This is a genomic window from Luteibacter jiangsuensis, assembly GCF_011742555.1.
GTDB classification, from domain to species: Bacteria; Pseudomonadota; Gammaproteobacteria; order Xanthomonadales; family Rhodanobacteraceae; genus Luteibacter; species Luteibacter jiangsuensis.
In genome coordinates this window covers 248030-265462 of the sequence record NZ_JAAQQR010000004.1, presented here as the reverse complement: position 1 = coordinate 265462, position 17433 = coordinate 248030, and the positions used below count along the sequence as shown (strand labels likewise).

Genomic DNA, 17433 nt, shown 5'->3' with positions numbered 1-17433 from the left:
GCCTTACAGCAACCCGCGTTCGCGCAGGAAGGCCTGCGCCTCGCCCGCATCCTGCTCGAACCAGGCACGCGTCGAACCGAGCCGGTAGGTATAGCCCCAGCGGTCCATGTCTTCCATCAGCCGTGCCGAGCCCACGCCAGGAAGTTCGTCTGCGAGGACGATCTGCAGGTAGCAGGTGGCGTCCTCTTCCTCGATGGAATCGGTGGCGTCCGTGTGCACGAGCGCGCGCTTGTCCTCGGGAAGGACGATGAGGTGGCAGGCTTCGTGCAACAGCGAATGCACCGGCGTGTCGGCGCGGGCATACACCGTCGTGCCGATGATGCCGGCCTCGGTATCGCCCCAGTAGCTACCGGGGATTTCCGTGGCGTCGGCCACGGCGACGAGAGACAGGCCGTACCGGGCGAGCAACGCCCGGGGCGCATCGAAGCCGATCTCGCCGACACGCAACACGGCATCGGCGGGATCGGTGCCGGATGCCGCGGCATTGCACGCAGCCGTCGTCCCTGCGAAAGCAGGGACCCGGTGACTTGCGCTCCCACCCATGGATTCAGCCGGCCGAGGCGGCCGGCTTGCCGTCGGGCAGGGCGACCGAGAGTTCCAGCACCTCGTGGCCGCTGTCGCGCTCGAGGTTGATGTTCACGGCCTCGACGTCGACGTTGACGTACTTGCGGATGACTTCGAGCAGCTCGTTACGCAGCAGCGGCAGGTAGTCGGGGCCGCCGCGCGTCGAGCGCTCCTGGGCGACGATGATGCGCAGGCGTTCCTTGGCGACGCCGGCGCTCGGTTCGGGTTTGCGCTTCAGGAAATCGAGGATACCCATGCTCAACCTCCGAAGACGCGCTTGAGGAAGCCCTTCTTGACCGGCTCGAGGAAACGGAGGGGACGCTCTTCGCCGAGAATGCGGGCTACGGTGTCCTTGTAGGCCGCACCGGCGTTCGAGTCGTCGTCGAGGATCACCGGCACGCCGGCATTCGACGCGGCGAGCACGTTTTCCGATTCCGGAATGACGCCGACGACGGAAATGCCGAGGATTTCCTCGACGTCCTTCACGCTCAGCATCTCGCCGGCTTCGACGCGATTGGGGTTGTAGCGGGTGAGCAGCAGATGCTGCTTGATCGCCGCTTCGCCCTTTTCGGCACGGCGTGTCTTGCTCGCCAGAAGGCCGAGGATGCGGTCGGAGTCGCGCACCGAGGAGACCTCCGGATTGACGACGACGACGGCGTGGTCGGCGAAGTACATGGCGAGGTGCGCACCTTTCTCGATGCCGGCCGGGGAATCGCAGACCACGTAGTCGAAGTTTTCCTTCGTCAGTTCGTCCAGCACCTTCTCCACGCCTTCCTGGGTGAGGGCATCCTTGTCGCGGGTTTGCGACGCGGCGAGCACGAACAGGTTCTCGTGACGCTTGTCCTTGATGAGGGCCTGCTTGAGCGTGGCCTCGCCGTGCACGACGTTCACGAAGTCGTATACCACGCGCCGTTCGCACCCCATGATGAGGTCGAGGTTGCGCAGGCCGACGTCGAAGTCGATGACGGCGACCTTCTTGCCCTGCATGGCGAGGCCGGTCGCGAGGGAGGCGCTGGTGGTGGTCTTGCCGACTCCGCCTTTGCCGGAGGTGACGACGATGATTTCAGTCAAGTGATGTCTCCGAGTGCTGCAATGCGCTGGTTAGAGTCGCGCGATCATGAGTTTTCCATTGTCGAGCCAGCACTGCACGGGCTGGCCTTCGAATTCCCTGGGCATGTCTTCGAACACGCGATAGTGCCCGGCGATCGCCACCAGTTCGGCGCGGAAGTCGGAGCAGAAGATGCGTGCGGATTCGTCACCCTGCGCGCCGGCCATGGCGCGGCCGCGCAGGCTGCCGTAAATGTGGATGGAGCCGTCGGCGATCACTTCGGCACCATTGGCGACACCCGCCGTGACCACGAGGTCGCGGTCGCGCGCGTACACCTGCTGGCCCGAGCGCACGGTGCTGCCCGAATGGTGCTGCGCCGTGACGGTGCCACTCGTTTCGGCCGGCTCGTCGGGAACGGCGGCGGCGCGCACAGGCTCCTGCCGCGCCGGTGCCGGTGCCGGTGCTGCCTCACCCTGGGCGGGTTCGTACTGGGCGCGGAACTTGGCGATGAGGGGAAGGCCCATGCGTTCGGCCAGGGCTTCCGTTTCGCTGGTGCCGTAGGCGATGCCGACGGGCAGCATGCCGGCACTGCGAATGGCCTCGAGCAGGGCATCGACCATGCCGTCGTCGGGCAGCTTGGGCAGGTGCGAAAGGTCGAGCACCACCGCCGCCCGCGAGAACATCTGCGGGGCGGAGCGCACGCGGCGTTCCAGTTCCTCCACCAGCGCGGCGGCGTCCACACGGCGCACGCGCACGCACGCGATGCCGACCTGGCCGAAACGCAGGTCGCACGCGGCTTCGAGGGATTCGGCGCGAGCGTTCATGCGCGGGCTCCCATGCCGTTCACGGGGCGGCGCCGTTCGGCGAGCCACGCCACGTCGGGCAGGCCGCCGTGTTCGAGGTAGCGCTCGCGCACGAATGGAAAGCTGGGAAGCTCGCGGGCCAGGAGGCTCACTTTCGGGCCTTCGTCCATCTTCTGCTGTCCCACTTCCTGGAAACCCATGGTGCCGTGGAAAAGCACGGTCTGGTCGTTGCGGGGTTCGAGGAACACCTCGCAGGTCAAGAGTGGCACGCGTACCTCGGCATAGCTTTGCACGTCGCAATAGAAGATTCGCCCCAGGCCATGGCCGCGCGATTGCGACGCGATGACGATGCGGTCGATGTACACGAAGCTTTCGTAATGGTCCCGGAACCAGCGGAAATTCTGGCTGCCGTACTGGGCGTCCGGGCGCATGGCGATGAGGAAACCGAGGATCTGGCCGTCCTGCTCTGCCACGCGGAAGTAGTGCGCGATGTCGTAAAGGTGGCGCAGGCGGTCGAGATCCGTGGCGAGGATGCCCGTGCCTGCCTCATTGTTGAGTGCCAGCACGGCATCCAGGTCGTGCTCGCGCACGTCGCGGATGGCAAGGGCCATTCAATGCTCCGCTTGTGGTTCGTGGGAAGACGACCCCCAGGCCGTCGCAATGCCCGGCATTATGGCATGCCCCGGTCGCGCGGTGGAGCGATCCTTACATGTAAAACCGTTGTAAAAGCCGACGCTTGCCGCTTGCGCACACGTGACTTCAGTCAGGTGGTGCGGGCCGCGCGAAGGCCTATGATGCGAGCATGTACAAAGCCGAGTTCATCCACGTCCGCCTGGTCCGCCTGCTGCGCTACGCCACGTACTTCGTGTTCCTGTGCGCGGGCCTGCCGTTGTCCATGCAGCGGGCCGGTAGCGGCCCGGGCGCGATCGGCGACATGCCGCTGCTGGCCTGGACCGCCTGCTACCTGGTCTTCGGGCTGGTGTACTGGCTGCTGACCAATCAGATGGGGGCCCGGCTGAACGGCGCCACGCGCGTGGCCGTGCTGGTGATCCTCACCGGTACCGCGCTGGCCATCGGCGTTCTGAGCAAGAGCGGCGTGGGCGCCCTGCTGCTGATCATCGTGGCCACCGCCGTGCCCTGGCTGGTCAGCCTGCCGCTCGGCATCGCCTGGATGGCCGTGGCCCACGTGGCCCTGGTGCCGGTGTTCGCCGAGGTGCCGGGCTGGGGGTTGATCAACGCCCTGATGCAGGCCTGCCTTTATTTCGGCTTTTCCGCCCTCGTCTTCGTGGCCTCGATGGTCGCGAGCCAGCAGGCCGAGGAGCGGGAGGAACTGCGCCGTCTGAACTCGGAACTGCGCGCCACCCGTGCGCTGCTGGCGGAATCCACGCGCATCGCCGAACGCATGCGCATCGCCCGCGACCTGCACGACCTTGTGGGGCACCACCTCACCGCGCTGAGCCTGAACCTCGAAGTGGCCAGCCACCTCACCAACGACGTCGCGCGCGAGCACGTGCTGAAGGCCCAGAGCACGGCGAAACAGTTGCTTTCCGACGTGCGCGAGGTCGTCAGCGAACTGCGCCAGGACGACGCCATCGACCTCACCCAGGCCCTGCGCAGCCTCACCGAGGGCGTGCCGGGCCTGGATGTGCGGCTGACGGTGCCGCCGCGCTTTGGCGTGGAGGACCCGCGCCGGGCCCAGATGCTCCTGCGCTGCGTGCAGGAAATCCTGACCAACACCGTGCGCCACGCCAATGCCCGCCACCTCTGGCTCACCTTCCGCCACACCGGCCCGGACGAGTTGTGCCTGGACGCCCGCGACGACGGGCGCGGTGGCGGTAGCGGCGAATTCCGGCCCGGCAACGGCCTGAACGGCATGCGCGAGCGCCTCGCCGAATTCGGAGGCACGGTGTCGTTCCGGACCGACCCCGCAGGCGGATTCGCGCTGACCGCCCGTCTGCCGCTGGGCGAAGAGCCTTCGCTCGCCCACGCGCCCCCTCGCCAGGTATTCGATCCGGCCCTCGGCGATGAGCCCGAAGCCGCTTCGCGTGCCAAACTCTCCGTTCCTTCCGAGGATCTTCCATGATCTCCGTCTGCCTCGTTGACGATCAGAACCTGGTTCGCCAGGGCATCCGCTCCCTGCTCGACCTGGCCGGCGACATCCGCGTCGTGGCCGAATGCGCCGATGGCGCCCAGGCGGTACAGACCATTCCCCAGGTGCGGCCCGACGTGGTGCTGCTCGATCTGCGCATGCCCAACATGAGCGGCCTGGAAGTGCTCCAGACGCTCGGCGGCCGCAACGAACTGCCCCCCACCATCATCCTGACCACCTTCGACGACGATCAGCTCGTGCTGTCGGGGCTCAAGGCCGGCGCGCGCGGCTACCTGCTGAAGGACGTGTCGCTCGACCAGCTGGTGGAGGCCGTGCGTACCGTCGCGGCGGGCGGCTCACTGGTGGCCCCCATGGTCACCCAGCGACTGCTGGCAGGGGTGGGGCGCATCCAGAACCAGTTCTCGAGCCTGGAGCAGCCGGACCCGCTCACCGAGCGTGAGACGGAAATCCTCCGTCTGTTGTCGGGGGGCTACAGCAACAAGGAGATCGCCAATTCCCTTCGCGTGGCCGAGGGCACGGTGAAGAACCACGTCTCCAACATCCTCTCGAAGCTCGGCGTCCGCGATCGTACCCGTGCGGTGCTCAAGGCCCTTGAATTGGGCATTGTCTGAGGGAAGAGGCCCCTTGAGGCTAACCCCTGGCTGACCGGACGGCGAGACGCCGCCGACTCTGGCCGAAAATCCGCTTGTGCACCCGTGAAAAAAAGGGCAGGCGACCCAATGGCGTTCGCCGCCGCGAGCAAGTACCATCGGCTCTTTCGGCGCGGGCGAACCCCTGCCACGGGCCGATTCTTCAGGGGTGACCGCCCGGCGTCCATGGCCGGGCGTGGAGCCTGTTCGTAAGACGTTCGGAGATCCGTGGAATGACGCGTCTGTTAGAATTTATTGTCGCCATCGTCATCGTTGCCGTACTCGGCGTCGTGGTCGGCGTGGCCATGCCCTCGACCGGACACGTCGAGCGCGAAATGCTCATCAGCAAGAATCTGCGCCAGGTTTACGACGTTTTCAGCAACTTCCGTCGGTTCCCGGACTACACCGTTCTGCGCTCGTTCGACCCGAAGGTGCAGTTCGAACTCTCGGGCAAGGCGTATGGTCCGGGCGCGAAGATCGCCTGGAAGGCCTCCGATCCGAAGGTGGGCGACGGCTCGCTGGAAATCGCCTCCATCGATCCGGGCTTTGCCCAGATCTCCGACGCCGGCAAGGGCACCATCGTCTGGAACCTCGACAACAGCTGGCGTGGCGAAGACAAGAAGTTCACGATCAAGCTCGAGCGCGCTGGCCGTAGCCAGAAGCTCGTGAAGGTGAACTGGTCGTACGACGTCAACTACGGCTTCAACCTCATCAGCCGCTTCTCGAACCTCTACATCCACGGCGATCCGGACGCGCTGATCCAGTTCAGCCTGTCGAACCTCCAGAACCTGATGGCGTCGATCCCCAACATCGACTACAGCAACATGGTTCCGTCGATCGTCGATCAGCCCGCCAAGCCGGTGCTGTTCGTCTCCACCACCGCACCCCGTACCCTTGACGACGTCGACACCGCGTCCGACAAGGCCATGGCCGAGATCCAGGCGGCGGCGAAGAAGCTGGGCGTGAACATCGTCAGCCCGCGCATCACCTTCACCACCAACTGGGGCGACCAGAACTACACGTTCGACGTGGCCGCCGAAATCGACAGCACCACGCTGAAGATCAACGGCCAGGACGTGGAAATCACCCCGGCCCAGCGTCCGTCGCTGGATGCCGCCGCGCCGGCTTCGTCCTCGACCGCCGCCGCTCCCGCCGACACCGCTTCCGCTTCCCCGGGTAGCAAGGACAAGCTTGGCCGCGTGATCGTCGACGGCAACGTCAAGGCCGTGCTCGCCTTCGGTGGCAAGGCCCTCAAGGCCGAGTGGAACGGTACCGGCGCGGGCCTGCCGCAGACGCGCCAGATGCTGGCCGCGTATTCGCAGACGCACGGTTACAAGTTCGACGACGTGACCTACCGCGCGTACGACATCCAGGTGAAGGCCCCGGTGAACAACAAGGGCACCATCGAGGGTTACGACGAGCAGAAGTTCGAGATCTACCTGCCGCTCCAGGGCGACAACATTCCGGACCAGACGCCGGAACAGGAAGCCGGCATGAAGCAGCCGGGTCTCGAGGAAGGCGCCCCGGCCGGCTCGTCGTCGGCTCCGGCCCCGGCAGGCACCGCGCCCGCTCCGGCCGGCACCGCCCCGACCCCGGCGAGCACCACCGCGCAGTAAGTCGCGCGCGTACCGCCTTGAAAGAAGCCTCGCCGGAAACGGCGGGGCTTTTTCTTTTGGTTCATCGCGTATTTCCGGGGGCGTGGCGTGACTGCGTATATGGAGTCGGTATGGGGTTCGCTTCGTAGGGTGGGCTCGCCTGTTCGGCCCACACTACGAAGCAAACCCTCAAGCGAACCTCGCAGCGAGGCAACGGTCCCTATCTCCGCCCCCGCAACCAATCCCGCTACACTCCATCGAGATGATCGAAACCGACCGCCTTACCCGCTGCTACGGACCGCTGACCGCGGTCGATGCGCTGAGCCTGCGCGCCGAGCCCGGCCAGGTGCTGGGTCTGCTGGGGCCCAACGGCGCCGGCAAGTCCACCGCGATGCGCATGATCGCGGGATTCCTCACGCCTACCTCAGGCACGGCATGGGTATGCGGCCACGACGTGCGCAAGGAACCGCTGGCGGCGAAACGCGCCCTTGGCTACCTGCCGGAAGGCGCCCCCAGCTACGGCGAGATGACCATCCGCGAGTTCCTCGTGTTCATGGTCCGCGTGCGCGGGCTGGAACGCGACGTGGCCTTCCGGCGCTTCGACGAAGTGGTGATGCGGCTCGAACTGGACGAAGTGCTCGACCAGACCATCGGCACCCTCTCGAAGGGCCTGCGCCGACGCGTCGGCCTGGCGCAGGCGATCCTGCACGACCCGCCGGTGCTCATGCTCGACGAGCCCACCGACGGTCTCGATCCCAACCAGAAGCATTCGGTACGCATGCTGATAGACGCCATGGCCAGGGAGCGCACGATCCTCATCTCCACGCATCTGCTCGAAGAGGTGCACGCGTTGTGCAATCGCGTGGCCATCATCGCGAACGGCCGTCTGCTCGCCGACGCGACGCCCGCGGAGCTGGAAGCGCGTTCGCGCTATCACGGCGCGGTGTCGTTCAGCGCGCCGGGCAGTGGCGTGTCGCGGGAGATGCTGGCGCGCATACCGAACGTGTCGATGGTGGAAGTGGATCCGCTCGACGGACGGGTGACGGTATTCCCCCGCGCCGGCCAGCCCATCCTCGACGACGTGCAGGCACTGTTGCGCACGCAGAACCTCGAGGTCTCGGAAATTCAGCTGGAACGCGGCCGCCTCGACGAGGTGTTCCGGCAGATCACGACGCAGCGGGGAGGACAGGCATGACGCCGGTGCTGGCCATTGCGCGCCGCGAACTGCGCGGTTATTTCGTGACGCCGGTGGCGTACGTCTTCATGGTGATCTTCCTGGTCCTGGCTGGGCTGCTCACGTTCTACACCGGCGATTTCTACGATCGCGGCCTTGCCGACCTGCAGCCTTTCTTCGACATGCATCCGTGGCTCTACCTCGTGCTGGTGCCCGCGGTCACGATGTCCACGTGGGCCGAGGAGCGCGCCTCTGGCACGCTGGAACTGCTGTTCTCCCTGCCGGTGACGATCTCCCAGGCCGTACTCGGCAAGTTCCTTGCGGCGTGGGGTTTCATCGGTATCTGCCTCGCGCTCACCTTTCCCATCTGGATCACGGTGAACTACCTGGGGGATCCGGACAACGGTGTGGTACTGGCGGGTTACGTCGGCAGCTGGTTGATGGCGGGCGCATTCATCGCGATCGGCACCTGCATGTCCACCAGCACGCGCAGCCAGATCATCGCCTTCATCCTCACCGCGGCGGTCTGCTTCCTGCTGTTGCTGGTGGGCCAGCCGCAGGTGCTCGATTTCTTTCAGGACGCGGTGCCGCCCAAGCTCATCGGTGCAATGGGCCAACTTAGTATCACGCGCCATGCCAACGCCATTGCCCGCGGTGTGCTCGACCTGCGCGATCTGGTGTACTTCTTCGCCACGATCGTTGCCTGGCTCGCGGCCAGCGTCGTGATGCTCGACCTCAAGCGGACGCGTTGACGATGCGGCACTTGCAGGTTTCCCGCTCGTTCCTGCTGCGTCTTGCCCTCGCCGGCATCGCGCTGCTCTTCCTCCTTACGATCGCCGTCAGCTCCATGTCGCTGCGTACCGCGCGCATGGACCTCACCGCCGACCGCATCTACACGCTGACGCCCGGTACCCAGCAGATCGTGGACGGGCTACGCAAGCCGCTCACGCTCACGCTGTACTTTTCCGAGCACGCCACCCGCGACCTGCCGCAGCTGCGCAGTTACGAGCAGCGCGTGCACGAGATGCTGCGCGAGATCGCCGTGCGGGCGCACGGACGGATCCGCTTCAGGGTCATCGATCCCGTGCCTTATTCCGACGACGAGGACGCGGCGGAAAGCTATGGCCTTTCGCCGGCCAGCGGCGGCAGCAATGGCGAGCGTGTGTTTTTCGGGCTGGTGGGCATGAGTGCCTCCGGTGACGTGCCGCCCCAGGCCATCCCGTTCTTCGATCCGGCGCGCGAGTCGTTCGTCGAATACGACATCGCGAAACTGCTCTACGAGCTCGGCATGCCGACGAAGCCGCGTCTGGGTGTCGTGAGTTCGCTGCCGGTGGAAGGGAACCTCGTGATCGGCGAGCCGGCCTGGACCGTCCTGCGCCAGCTGGACCAGCTCGCCGACGTGACCAACATCGATCCGGACGGCCTCACGCACATCGATCCGGCCATCAAGGTGCTTCTGCTGATCCACCCCAAGCACCTGTCCGACGATGCGCTCTACGCCATCGACCAGTACGTGCTTCATGGCGGACACCTGGTGGTGTATGTCGACCCGGATGCCGAAATGGACAATGCGCCGCTGGTGGATTCCCACGGCGTGGTGGACGATCACGATTCGGACCTCCGCCGTCTTTTCGAAGCATGGGGCGTGGTCTACGACCCCACCAAGGTGGTGCTCGACAGATCGCAGGCGCTCACCATCGAATTGAACGGCAACAGCATCGCGCACCCCGCCATGCTCGGCCTGGGGGCACAGGACCTGAATCATGACGACGTGGTCACGGCCAGCCTGCAGCGCGTGAATTTCTCCACCGCCGGGTTCTTCGAACTCGCGCCCGATACGAAGGCGCGGCTCATTCCGCTCGTGCAGACCTCGGACGAGGCCACGGTCGTGCCCGCCCAGCGTGTGCGCGACGCGGCGTCCGATCCGTCCGTCCTGCTGGACAACTACGAACCCTCGCACGAGCGCTACGTGCTCGCTGCACGGCTGCGCGACACGTTCCGCACGGCCTTCCCGGAACGTCACGACAAGGGACACCTGGCCCAGGCGGCGGGGCCCGGGGAAGTGGTGCTCGTGGCCGATACCGACCTGCTCTCCGATCGTCTGTGGATCGACGTGCAGCCGCTGCTCGGGCAGCAGCAGCTCACGCCTTTCGCGAACAATGGTGATTTCGTGGCGAACATCGTCGACAACCTCGGCGGTTCCACCGCGCTGCTGTCGATTCGCGGCCGGGTGAACTCGCAGCGGCCCTTCACCAAGGTGCGCGCCCTGCAGGCCGCCGCCGACCGCAAGTTCCTGGTGAAGAAGAAGGAGCTGGAAAACGAACTGTACGAGACGCAGCGCCGCCTCGCCGAGCTGCAGCCGGCCAAGAACGGCGCGACGCCCGCCGCGGCGACGGGCGAGCAGCGCCGCGAGGTGGAGCAATACCTGCAACGCAAGCTCGCCATCGGCAAGGAGCTTCGCGAGGTGCAGCACCAGCTCAATGCGGAGATCGACGCCCTTGGGCTGCGCCTGAAGTTCATCAATATCGTGCTGGTGCCCGGCCTGGTGGCCTTGTTCGGCCTGATCTACGGCTGGCGCCGCACGCGGCGCAGCCGGCGCGTGGTCTGAAGCGATGCTCGACGGCTTGTTGAAGTGGATCGTTCCCTGGGAGTTTTCCTGGGTGTTCCTGCTCACCTTCGTCGGCGTGGCATGGTTGTACGTCAGGGGAACGCGGCGATTGCGCGTGCCGTTCGGGCGGCAGGTGGCGTTCTGGGTCGGCATGTCGATGGTGTACGTGTCCCTGCACACCTACTTCGATTACTTCGCCGAGCATGAATTCTTCATGCACCGCATCCAGCAGGTGCTGTTGCACCACCTCGCGCCCTTGCTGCTGATCGCGGCCTATCCGGGCACCGCGCTGCGCGCCGGTCTGCCGCTGGCCTGGCGCGTGCACGTGCGCAGGGCAGGGCAGTCGATGGCGTGGCGCGTCTTCGCTTCGGCGGCCTTCAACCCCGCCTTCGTCACGCTGTTCTTCGTGGCGTTGATCCTGGTCTGGCTGATACCGGACATGCAGACGCTGGCGATGCTGGACTGGCGCATCTACAGGGCGATGAACTGGTCGATGGTGCTTTCCGGCCTATCCTACTGGTGGCTGGTGCTGGATCACCGCCCCAAGCCGCCGGGCCGCATGTCGCCCGGCTGGCGCGTGCTGTCGCCCGCGATCACGATGACGCCGCAGATCGTGGCGGGCGCCATCGTCACCTTCTCGAAGACCGACCTCTACCCGATCTTCGAAATCTGCGGCCGCGCCTTCACCATGAATGTGCTAACCGGCCAGCTCATCGGCGGCGTGATCATGTGGGTACCGGCGGCGATGATCGAATCGATCGGCGGGTTGCTGGCGTTACAGCAGTGGTTGCGTCTCTCCCGCCGACGCCCCGTGAGAGCCGCCATGGCGGCGAGAAGCCAACAGCGCCGTGAGGCCGTGCGGCGGGTTTCCTCGCCGCTTTAGCGGCTCCTGCGGGCCAGCCGCGTGCCTCGTCTCAATAGACCTCCGGCACCCGCTGCGCCTTGGCAGTGACCTTGTCCTTCTTCGGCTTGCCCTTCAGCGGCGGCAGGTCGAATTCCGTTTCCGGGCAAAGCTTGTCCGGAATCTGGTCGAGCAGGTGGCGAATCAGGTTCAGGCGGCCCTTCTTCTGGTCGTCGAAATCCGCCACGAACCAGGGGGCATCGTCGGTGTGCGTCTTCTGGATCATCGCATCGCGCAGGTCGCCCATCTCGGCGTATTTCTCGCGTGCCTTCAGGTCCACGGGCGACAGTTTCCAGCGCTTGAGCGGATCGGCCGCGCGCTCGGCGAAGCGTTGCTCCTGTTCTTCCTGGTCGACCGAGAGCCAGTACTTCAAGAGGATGATGCCGTCGTCGACGAGCATCTTCTCGAACACCGGGCAGGCCTTCATGAAGTGCTGGTACTGGTCGTCGGTGCAGAAGCCCATCGCCGGCTCGACCACGGCGCGGTTGTACCAGCTGCGGTCGAACAGCACGAGCTCGCCGGCCGACGGCAGGTGCGCCACGTAACGCTGGAAGTACCACTGCGATTCCTCGGTGGCGCTGGGTTTTCCCAGCGCCACGACGCGGGCGGCCCGGGTGTCGAGCTTGTCGGTGATGGCCTTGATGGTGCCGCCCTTGCCGGCGGCGTCGCGGCCCTCGAAAAGCACCACCATGCGCCTGCCGGTGAGTCGCAGCCAGCGGGTGAGGCCGACCAGTTCGATCTGCAGATCTTCCAGTGCTTTTTCGTATTCTTTCTTCTTGCCCATGAGACAGTTCCTCGCGGCGAAGGCCTGAGTTTGCCTCATCGGCGTATAGGGAGCGTGCTTGCGGGCGACGGGGCTCTTTGTGGGAGCCGCTTCAGCGGCGATGGGTGCTTGCCCCAAGCTTGCCCGCTGCCGCGGGATCGCCGGCGCAGCCGGCTCCCACAGGGATCAGCCGGCGGCCGTCAGGGTCTGCAATTCGTCCGCCTGGTGCTCGCGGGTGAGGGTGTCGACCAACTCGTCGAGGTCGCCCTGCATCACCTCGGTCAGGCGGTAAAGCGTGAGGTTGATGCGGTGGTCGGTAATGCGGCCCTGCGGGAAGTTGTACGTGCGAATGCGCTGGCTGCGGTCGCCGGAACCCACCTGGAGGCGGCGCGATTCGGCCTGCGCCGCGCTCTGCTTGCTCCGCTCGGCGTCGAGCAGGCGCGCCTTCAGCAGGCTCATGGCGCGGGCCCGGTTCTTGTGCTGGCTGCGTTCGTCCTGGCATTCCACCACCGTGCCCGTGGGCAGGTGGGTGATGCGGATGGCGGAGTCGGTCTTGTTGACGTGCTGCCCGCCCGCGCCGGACGCGCGGAAGGTATCCACCTTGAGGTCGGCGTCGCGCAGTTCGATGTCGCCCACTTCGTCCTGCTCAGGCAGGATGGCGACCGTGGCGGCGGAGGTATGGATGCGGCCCTGCGATTCGGTTTCCGGAACGCGCTGCACGCGATGCGTGCCGGATTCGAATTTCAGTTTCGAATAGGCGCCGCGGCCCTCGATGCGCGCCACGATTTCCTTGTAGCCGCCGTGCTCGCCTTCGCTGGCGCTCAATATCTCGAGGGTCCAGCGCTGGCGCTCGGCATAGCGCGCGTACATGCGGAAGAGGTCGCCGGCGAAGATGGCGGCCTCGTCGCCCCCGGTGCCGGCGCGCACTTCGAGGAACAGGTTGCCCTCGTCGCGAGGATCCTTCGGCAGGAGCAGCACCTGCAATTCGCTGTCGAGCGTTGCCAGATGCGCTTCGATGCGCTCGACGTCGTCCGCGGCCATGTCACGCATTTCCGGGTCGTCGAGCATGGCGCGGGTGTCGGCCAGCTCGCGTTCGGCCAGGTCGTGCTCCTTCAGCGAAGCCGCCACGGGCTCCAGCTGGGCGTATTCACGGGAGAGTTCGCGAAAGCGCTGGCTGTCTGCAAGCACGTCCGGCTGCGCGAGCAGGAGCCCGATCTCCTCATGGCGTTCGGCAAGGGCTTCGAGTTTGCGGCGGATCGAGGGGGTCATTCGGGGCATGATGTCCGGCTGTAGCCGCACATCATGCGGAAACGTCGTCGTCCGGGTCCAGCCCGTAGAGGCGGCCGGCGGCGTGGAGGAGGTCGAGGTCGCCCGCCATGGCCGCATCGCGCAGGCGCGCGCTGGGCGTGTGCAACAACTTGTTGGTGAGCGTGTTCGCCAGGAAGGCGAGGGCTTCCTCTGCCGGCCGGCCCTTCGCCAGCATGGCCTGGGCCTTTGCCAGCACTTCGTCGCGCTGTGCCTCGGCGGCCTGGCGAAGATCGACGGCGGGGTTTCGCAGGTTCAGGGCGCGACGCCAGGACATGTACCGCTCGACCTGGAGATCGATGATGGCGTCGGCCTCGCGCGCAGCCAGTTCGCGCGAGCGGCGGTTTTCGTCGATGACCTGCTTCAGGTCGTCGATGCCGTAGAGGTAGACGTCGTCGAGCGCGGCGACCTCGGGCTCGATGTCGCGCGGAACGGCGATGTCCACCATGAACATCGGCCGGCGACGACGCGCGGCGATCGCATCGGCCACCATCGTACGCGTCACCACCGGCTGCCGCGACGCGGTGGACGTGATGACGATGTCGGCCTCGGCGAGGTGGCGCGGCAGGTCGGCCAGCGAAATGGCATAGCCGGCGTAGCGGCCGGCCAGTTCCTGCGCGTTCTCGAGCGTGCGGTTCGCGACGATCAGGCGGCGCACGTTCTTGTCGGCGAGATGGCGGGCAGCGAGTTCGATCGTCTCGCCCGCGCCGATCAGCAGCACGCAGGCCTGGCGCAGGTCGGTGAAGACCTGCTCCGCCAGGCGGACCGCCGTGTACGCGACCGAGACGGTATGCGCGCCGATGCGGGTGTCCGTGCGCACGCGCTTCGCCACCGCGAAGGTGTGCTGCAGAAGGCGCTCCATGGGGGCGCGCAGGCTCTGCGCCGAGCGGGCCTGCTGATAGGCCTCCTTCACCTGGCCCAGGATCTGCGGTTCACCCAGCACCATGGAGTCGAGCCCCGTGGCCACGCGGAACATGTGGCGCACGGCATCCTGTTCGTCATGCCGGTACAGGAACTCGTCGAGGCGTTGTGGGGTCAATCGGTGCTGACGCGTCAGCCACTGTCCCGGCACCGTCTCGAAACCCTCCGCCACGCTGCAGTACAGCTCGGTGCGGTTGCAGGTGGAGAGGATCATGGCTTCCTCGACGCCCGGCTGGCGGGTGAGGTCGCCCAGCGCCTCGGGTGCCACCGCGGCGTCGAACGCCACCTGCTCGCGCAGGCTGACCGGCGCGGTGAGGTGATTGAGCCCGAGGGCGATGAGTGGCATGACGGGTCGGCTTGGGTGGCGTCGGCTAAGCTAAGGGCGCATTGTGCCCCTACCAAGGCGCCGGCGCTTGCAGGTGCCTATCGGGAAAGACGGAGAGTAGTGTGCTGAGCGGTCGGTTCAAGTTCAAGCAAGTGCGTCAATTTGCGGTGCTGCTGGCGCTGGCGGCATTGGCCGGCTGTGCCACCACGCGCCCGGCGGAGGCGCCCAAGGCAACGCGCACCGGCGTCCAGCCGCTCGACCGGCTGACGGTGGCGATTGTGCCGCCCGAGCGGGACCTGGAAGCCCAGCTGATGGCGGGCGACTTCGCCCTGGCCGCGAACGATCTGAAGGCGGCATCCGAGGCCTACGGCCACGCGGCTTCCCTTGGCGACGATCCCAAGGTGGCCGCCCGCGCCGCGGAACTGGCGCTGGCTGTGCACGACCAGGCGGCCGCGGCGAAGGCGGTCGAGCGCTGGGCAGCCCTTGGCGCGAAACCGGCCGAGCTGGCCTCGGCCCGCGCCCGGATGGCGCTGGACCGCGGCGACACGGCGGAGGCGCAGCGCCAGCTGGACGCCCTGATCGCCACCGGCGATCCCGACGCATGGCGCGAATTCGGCCGCATCCTGGCCAGCGGTCGAGACGCCGCCCAGGCCGGCGTGTTGCTGGAACGGATCGCCACGCCGCAGCGGCTTCCGAACGATTCCACGGCATGGCTCGCCATGAGCGAGCTTGGCGAGAGCCTGGGCCGGCACGATTACGCCACGTCCATCGGCGATGCCGCGCTCGCCCGTTTCCATAACGGAACCACCTACGCCTGGGCGGGGCAGCGCGCGTTCCAGGCCGGCGACAAGGCCGGTGCGAAGAAGCTGTTCGCCAAGGCGGTGGAGCGCGACCCGAAGAATCCGCGCCTGCGGATGGCCTACGCCAGCCTGTTGGTGCAACTGGGCGACAGCAAGGCCGCGACGAAGCTGCTCGCCACCGGTGCGCAGAATGCCGACACCTACACCATGCGTCTCAGCCTGGCGGCGAAGGCCGAAGACAAGGCCGCCATCGCGCGCCTGTACGGCGAGATCCGCCGTCAGTCCGACGACGTGCAGACCGAGAACGCCTTCATCCTGGGCCAGATGGCAGAACTGCTGGGCAAGCAGGAAGACGCGCTCGACTGGTATGCCGCCGTCGGCGACGACGACCCGCGCATCTTCGACGCGTCCGTGCGCAGCGCGGTGATCCTCCATCAGCAGGGCAAGGACGACGACGCGCACGAGATCGTCGCGGAACTCCAGACCAACTTCGCGGAGCACCCCGAGCAACTCCTCAAGGCCTTCGCGGTGGACGGCGAACTCTACATGGATGCCGGGCGCTTCAACGAGGCGGCCGAGGCCTTCGACAAGGCGCTGCGAGTAAAGGCCGACGACACCGACATGCTGTACGGCCGCGGCCTGGCTTATGCGGAAGCCGGTCGGATCGACGACGCCGTGGCCGATTTCCGCAAGGTGCTCTCGCTGAAACCCGGGGATATCGAGGCGAGCAACGCCCTCGGCTACACGCTGGCCGACAGCGGCCGCGATCTGGGCGAAGCGCAAAGCCTTATCCAGACCGCGCGCGAGGCGCGTCCGAACGATCCGTCCGTCGCCGACTCCTGGGGCTGGCTGAAGTACCGGCAGGGCGAGCTCGACCAGGCGGAGAGCACCTTGCGCGGCGCATGGGCGCAGCGCAAGGACGCGGAGATCGGCGTGCACCTCGCGGAAGTGCTGTGGACCCGTGGTCATCGTGACGAAGCTCGCAAGCTGCTCAACGACGTGCGCAGGATCGACCCGAAAAACGCCGCGCTGCTGAAAACCGAGCAGAAGTTCAAACCTTGAGCGTTGCTCCCTCTGCCCCTTGCAGGAGCGCGCCCTGCGCGCGACCGCTCTTCGCGCCTGTCTCCGATCTGGCGCGCCAGCGCCAAGGCTTGGCCTCAAGACATGTCGTACCCGACACGGGCATAAACGCGCACGGCGCGCTCCTACAGTTGCTCCATCCATCTTTCGAGTGCGACATGACCCTGATTGTTTCGCTGTCCCACAGAGCCTCGTTCGTCGCGCTGGCCACGCTTCTCCTTGCCGCCTGCGCCACCACCCGCGCGCCGGTTCGCCAGCCCGGCGACGCCCTCACGCTCGGCCTGCAAGAGCAACGCGAGAAGGCGCTCGGCGATACCGACCACTGGACGCTCGAAGGCCGCCTGTCCGTGTCCAACGGCAAGGACTCCGGCTCCGGCAGCCTCACCTGGCGCCAGGACGGCGCGCGCTATGAATTCACCGTACGCGCCCCGGTCACCGGGCGCAGCTTCCGCCTCACCGGCGGCCCCGATGGCGCGGAGCTGGAGGGCCTGGATGGAGGCCCCCGGCGCGGTCCGGATGCCGAATCGCTGATGGCGAGCGCCGTCGGCTGGCAGATCCCGATGGTCGAGCTGAAGCGCTGGGTGCTTGGCCTCCGTGCGGACGGCGGCGCGGCGGACATCGCCTTCGGCGCGGATCGTCTGCCGTCGCGGATCGTGCAGGACGGCTGGACGGTGGACTACAAGCAGTGGGACGCCGGTCGCCAGCCGCCGATGCCGTCGAAGGTGTTCGCCGAAAGGGCGCCGTACAAGGTTCGCCTCTCCATCGAAGACTGGACCTTCGGCCAGTAGGAGCGCGCCTTATACTTCG

At 66.7% G+C, this 17433-nt stretch carries 17 protein-coding genes; 9 read left to right on the top strand and 8 right to left on the bottom strand.

What is annotated here, in order from left to right; all coding sequences use genetic code 11:
* Positions 1–3: 3 nt before the first annotated feature.
* Genes HBF26_RS11120 through HBF26_RS11100 form a run of 5 tightly spaced genes read right to left on the bottom strand, consistent with a single transcriptional unit; the run spans position 4 to position 3026 of the window.
* Positions 4–543: a hypothetical protein gene (locus HBF26_RS11120; RefSeq protein ID WP_240151299.1), complete on the bottom strand. Its 540-nt coding sequence runs from the start codon at positions 541–543 to the stop codon at positions 4–6.
* Between the two features lie 4 nt (positions 544–547).
* Positions 548–820 carry a cell division topological specificity factor MinE gene (gene minE, locus HBF26_RS11115; RefSeq protein ID WP_166699420.1) on the bottom strand — a complete coding sequence of 91 codons (273 nt, stop codon included), beginning with the start codon at positions 818–820 and terminating at the stop codon, positions 548–550.
* A 2-nt stretch (positions 821–822) separates the two neighbouring features.
* Positions 823–1635 (bottom strand): septum site-determining protein MinD, encoded by an 813-nt coding sequence (minD, locus tag HBF26_RS11110; protein ID WP_167126007.1) that lies wholly within the window; start codon positions 1633–1635, stop codon positions 823–825.
* Positions 1636–1665: 30 nt separating this feature from the next.
* Entirely contained in the window at positions 1666–2436 is a 771-nt protein-coding gene (minC, locus tag HBF26_RS11105) for a septum site-determining protein MinC (RefSeq protein ID WP_167126005.1), read from the bottom strand.
* Positions 2433–3026, bottom strand: a complete 594-nt coding sequence (locus HBF26_RS11100; protein ID WP_167126003.1) for a GNAT family N-acetyltransferase — start codon at positions 3024–3026, stop codon at positions 2433–2435. The genes minC and HBF26_RS11100 overlap by 4 nt, the downstream gene beginning before the upstream one ends.
* 191 nt (positions 3027–3217) lie before the next feature.
* On the opposite strand from HBF26_RS11100, the gene HBF26_RS11095 reads away from it, so the two are divergent.
* From HBF26_RS11095 to HBF26_RS11065, 7 genes are all read left to right on the top strand, one after another.
* Positions 3218–4498 carry a sensor histidine kinase gene (locus HBF26_RS11095; protein WP_167126000.1) on the top strand — a complete coding sequence of 427 codons (1281 nt, stop codon included), beginning with the start codon at positions 3218–3220 and terminating at the stop codon, positions 4496–4498.
* Positions 4495–5136 carry a response regulator gene (locus tag HBF26_RS11090; RefSeq protein ID WP_167125997.1) on the top strand — a complete coding sequence of 214 codons (642 nt, stop codon included), beginning with the start codon at positions 4495–4497 and terminating at the stop codon, positions 5134–5136. The genes HBF26_RS11095 and HBF26_RS11090 overlap by 4 nt, the downstream gene beginning before the upstream one ends.
* Before the next feature lie 251 nt (positions 5137–5387).
* Complete coding sequence (locus tag HBF26_RS11085; RefSeq protein ID WP_167125994.1) at positions 5388–6770, top strand: SRPBCC family protein; 1383 nt, start codon at positions 5388–5390, stop codon at positions 6768–6770.
* A 241-nt stretch (positions 6771–7011) separates the two neighbouring features.
* The gene (locus tag HBF26_RS11080) at positions 7012–7944 is read left to right on the top strand and encodes an ABC transporter ATP-binding protein (RefSeq protein WP_167022040.1); all 933 of its coding nucleotides are present in this window, start codon (positions 7012–7014) and stop codon (positions 7942–7944) included.
* Positions 7941–8675 (top strand): ABC transporter permease subunit, encoded by a 735-nt coding sequence (locus HBF26_RS11075; RefSeq protein ID WP_167125991.1) that lies wholly within the window; start codon positions 7941–7943, stop codon positions 8673–8675. Before HBF26_RS11080 ends, HBF26_RS11075 begins: the two co-directional genes overlap by 4 nt.
* 2 nt (positions 8676–8677) lie before the next feature.
* Positions 8678–10531 (top strand): GldG family protein, encoded by a 1854-nt coding sequence (locus tag HBF26_RS11070; protein WP_167125989.1) that lies wholly within the window; start codon positions 8678–8680, stop codon positions 10529–10531.
* Positions 10532–10535: 4 nt separating this feature from the next.
* The gene (locus tag HBF26_RS11065; RefSeq protein WP_167125985.1) at positions 10536–11414 is read left to right on the top strand and encodes a cytochrome c oxidase assembly protein; all 879 of its coding nucleotides are present in this window, start codon (positions 10536–10538) and stop codon (positions 11412–11414) included.
* Positions 11415–11445: 31 nt separating this feature from the next.
* On the opposite strand, the gene ppk2 is transcribed toward HBF26_RS11065, so the two are convergent.
* The 3 genes from ppk2 to hemA all read right to left on the bottom strand — a co-directional run bounded on the left by ppk2 (position 11446) and on the right by hemA (position 14767).
* A complete protein-coding gene (gene ppk2, locus HBF26_RS11060; RefSeq protein ID WP_167125982.1) occupies positions 11446–12216 on the bottom strand; it encodes a polyphosphate kinase 2 in 771 nt (256 codons plus the stop codon).
* 165 nt (positions 12217–12381) lie between these two features.
* The gene (prfA, locus tag HBF26_RS11055; RefSeq protein ID WP_167126540.1) at positions 12382–13464 is read right to left on the bottom strand and encodes a peptide chain release factor 1; all 1083 of its coding nucleotides are present in this window, start codon (positions 13462–13464) and stop codon (positions 12382–12384) included.
* Positions 13465–13495: 31 nt separating this feature from the next.
* Positions 13496–14767 carry a glutamyl-tRNA reductase gene (gene hemA, locus HBF26_RS11050; RefSeq protein WP_167125979.1) on the bottom strand — a complete coding sequence of 424 codons (1272 nt, stop codon included), beginning with the start codon at positions 14765–14767 and terminating at the stop codon, positions 13496–13498.
* Between the two features lie 101 nt (positions 14768–14868).
* On the opposite strand from hemA, the gene HBF26_RS11045 reads away from it, so the two are divergent.
* On the top strand, positions 14869–16608 hold the full coding sequence (locus HBF26_RS11045) for a tetratricopeptide repeat protein (RefSeq protein ID WP_167125976.1): 1740 nt from the start codon (positions 14869–14871) through the stop codon (positions 16606–16608).
* Between the two features lie 176 nt (positions 16609–16784).
* Positions 16785–17414, top strand: coding sequence for a lipoprotein insertase outer membrane protein LolB (lolB, locus tag HBF26_RS11040; RefSeq protein WP_167125973.1), 630 nt, complete (start codon positions 16785–16787; stop codon positions 17412–17414).
* Positions 17415–17433 lie beyond the last annotated feature (19 nt).

Excerpts from the sequence above, each read along its gene's own strand:
- HBF26_RS11120 (WP_240151299.1), bottom strand. The coding sequence starts at position 543 with ATGGGTGGGAGCGCAAGTCACCGGGTCCCTGCTTTCGCAGGGACGACG.
- minE (WP_166699420.1), bottom strand. The coding sequence starts at position 820 with ATGGGTATCCTCGATTTCCTGAAGCGCAAACCCGAACCGAGCGCCGGC.
- minC (WP_167126005.1), bottom strand. The coding sequence starts at position 2,436 with ATGAACGCTCGCGCCGAATCCCTCGAAGCCGCGTGCGACCTGCGTTTC.
- HBF26_RS11100 (WP_167126003.1), bottom strand. The coding sequence starts at position 3,026 with ATGGCCCTTGCCATCCGCGACGTGCGCGAGCACGACCTGGATGCCGTG.
- HBF26_RS11095 (WP_167126000.1), top strand. The coding sequence starts at position 3,218 with ATGTACAAAGCCGAGTTCATCCACGTCCGCCTGGTCCGCCTGCTGCGC.
- HBF26_RS11090 (WP_167125997.1), top strand. The coding sequence starts at position 4,495 with ATGATCTCCGTCTGCCTCGTTGACGATCAGAACCTGGTTCGCCAGGGC.
- HBF26_RS11085 (WP_167125994.1), top strand. The coding sequence starts at position 5,388 with ATGACGCGTCTGTTAGAATTTATTGTCGCCATCGTCATCGTTGCCGTA.
- HBF26_RS11080 (WP_167022040.1), top strand. The coding sequence starts at position 7,012 with ATGATCGAAACCGACCGCCTTACCCGCTGCTACGGACCGCTGACCGCG.
- HBF26_RS11075 (WP_167125991.1), top strand. The coding sequence starts at position 7,941 with ATGACGCCGGTGCTGGCCATTGCGCGCCGCGAACTGCGCGGTTATTTC.
- HBF26_RS11070 (WP_167125989.1), top strand. The coding sequence starts at position 8,678 with ATGCGGCACTTGCAGGTTTCCCGCTCGTTCCTGCTGCGTCTTGCCCTC.
- HBF26_RS11065 (WP_167125985.1), top strand. The coding sequence starts at position 10,536 with ATGCTCGACGGCTTGTTGAAGTGGATCGTTCCCTGGGAGTTTTCCTGG.
- ppk2 (WP_167125982.1), bottom strand. The coding sequence starts at position 12,216 with ATGGGCAAGAAGAAAGAATACGAAAAAGCACTGGAAGATCTGCAGATC.
- prfA (WP_167126540.1), bottom strand. The coding sequence starts at position 13,464 with ATGACCCCCTCGATCCGCCGCAAACTCGAAGCCCTTGCCGAACGCCAT.
- hemA (WP_167125979.1), bottom strand. The coding sequence starts at position 14,767 with ATGCCACTCATCGCCCTCGGGCTCAATCACCTCACCGCGCCGGTCAGC.
- lolB (WP_167125973.1), top strand. The coding sequence starts at position 16,785 with ATGACCCTGATTGTTTCGCTGTCCCACAGAGCCTCGTTCGTCGCGCTG.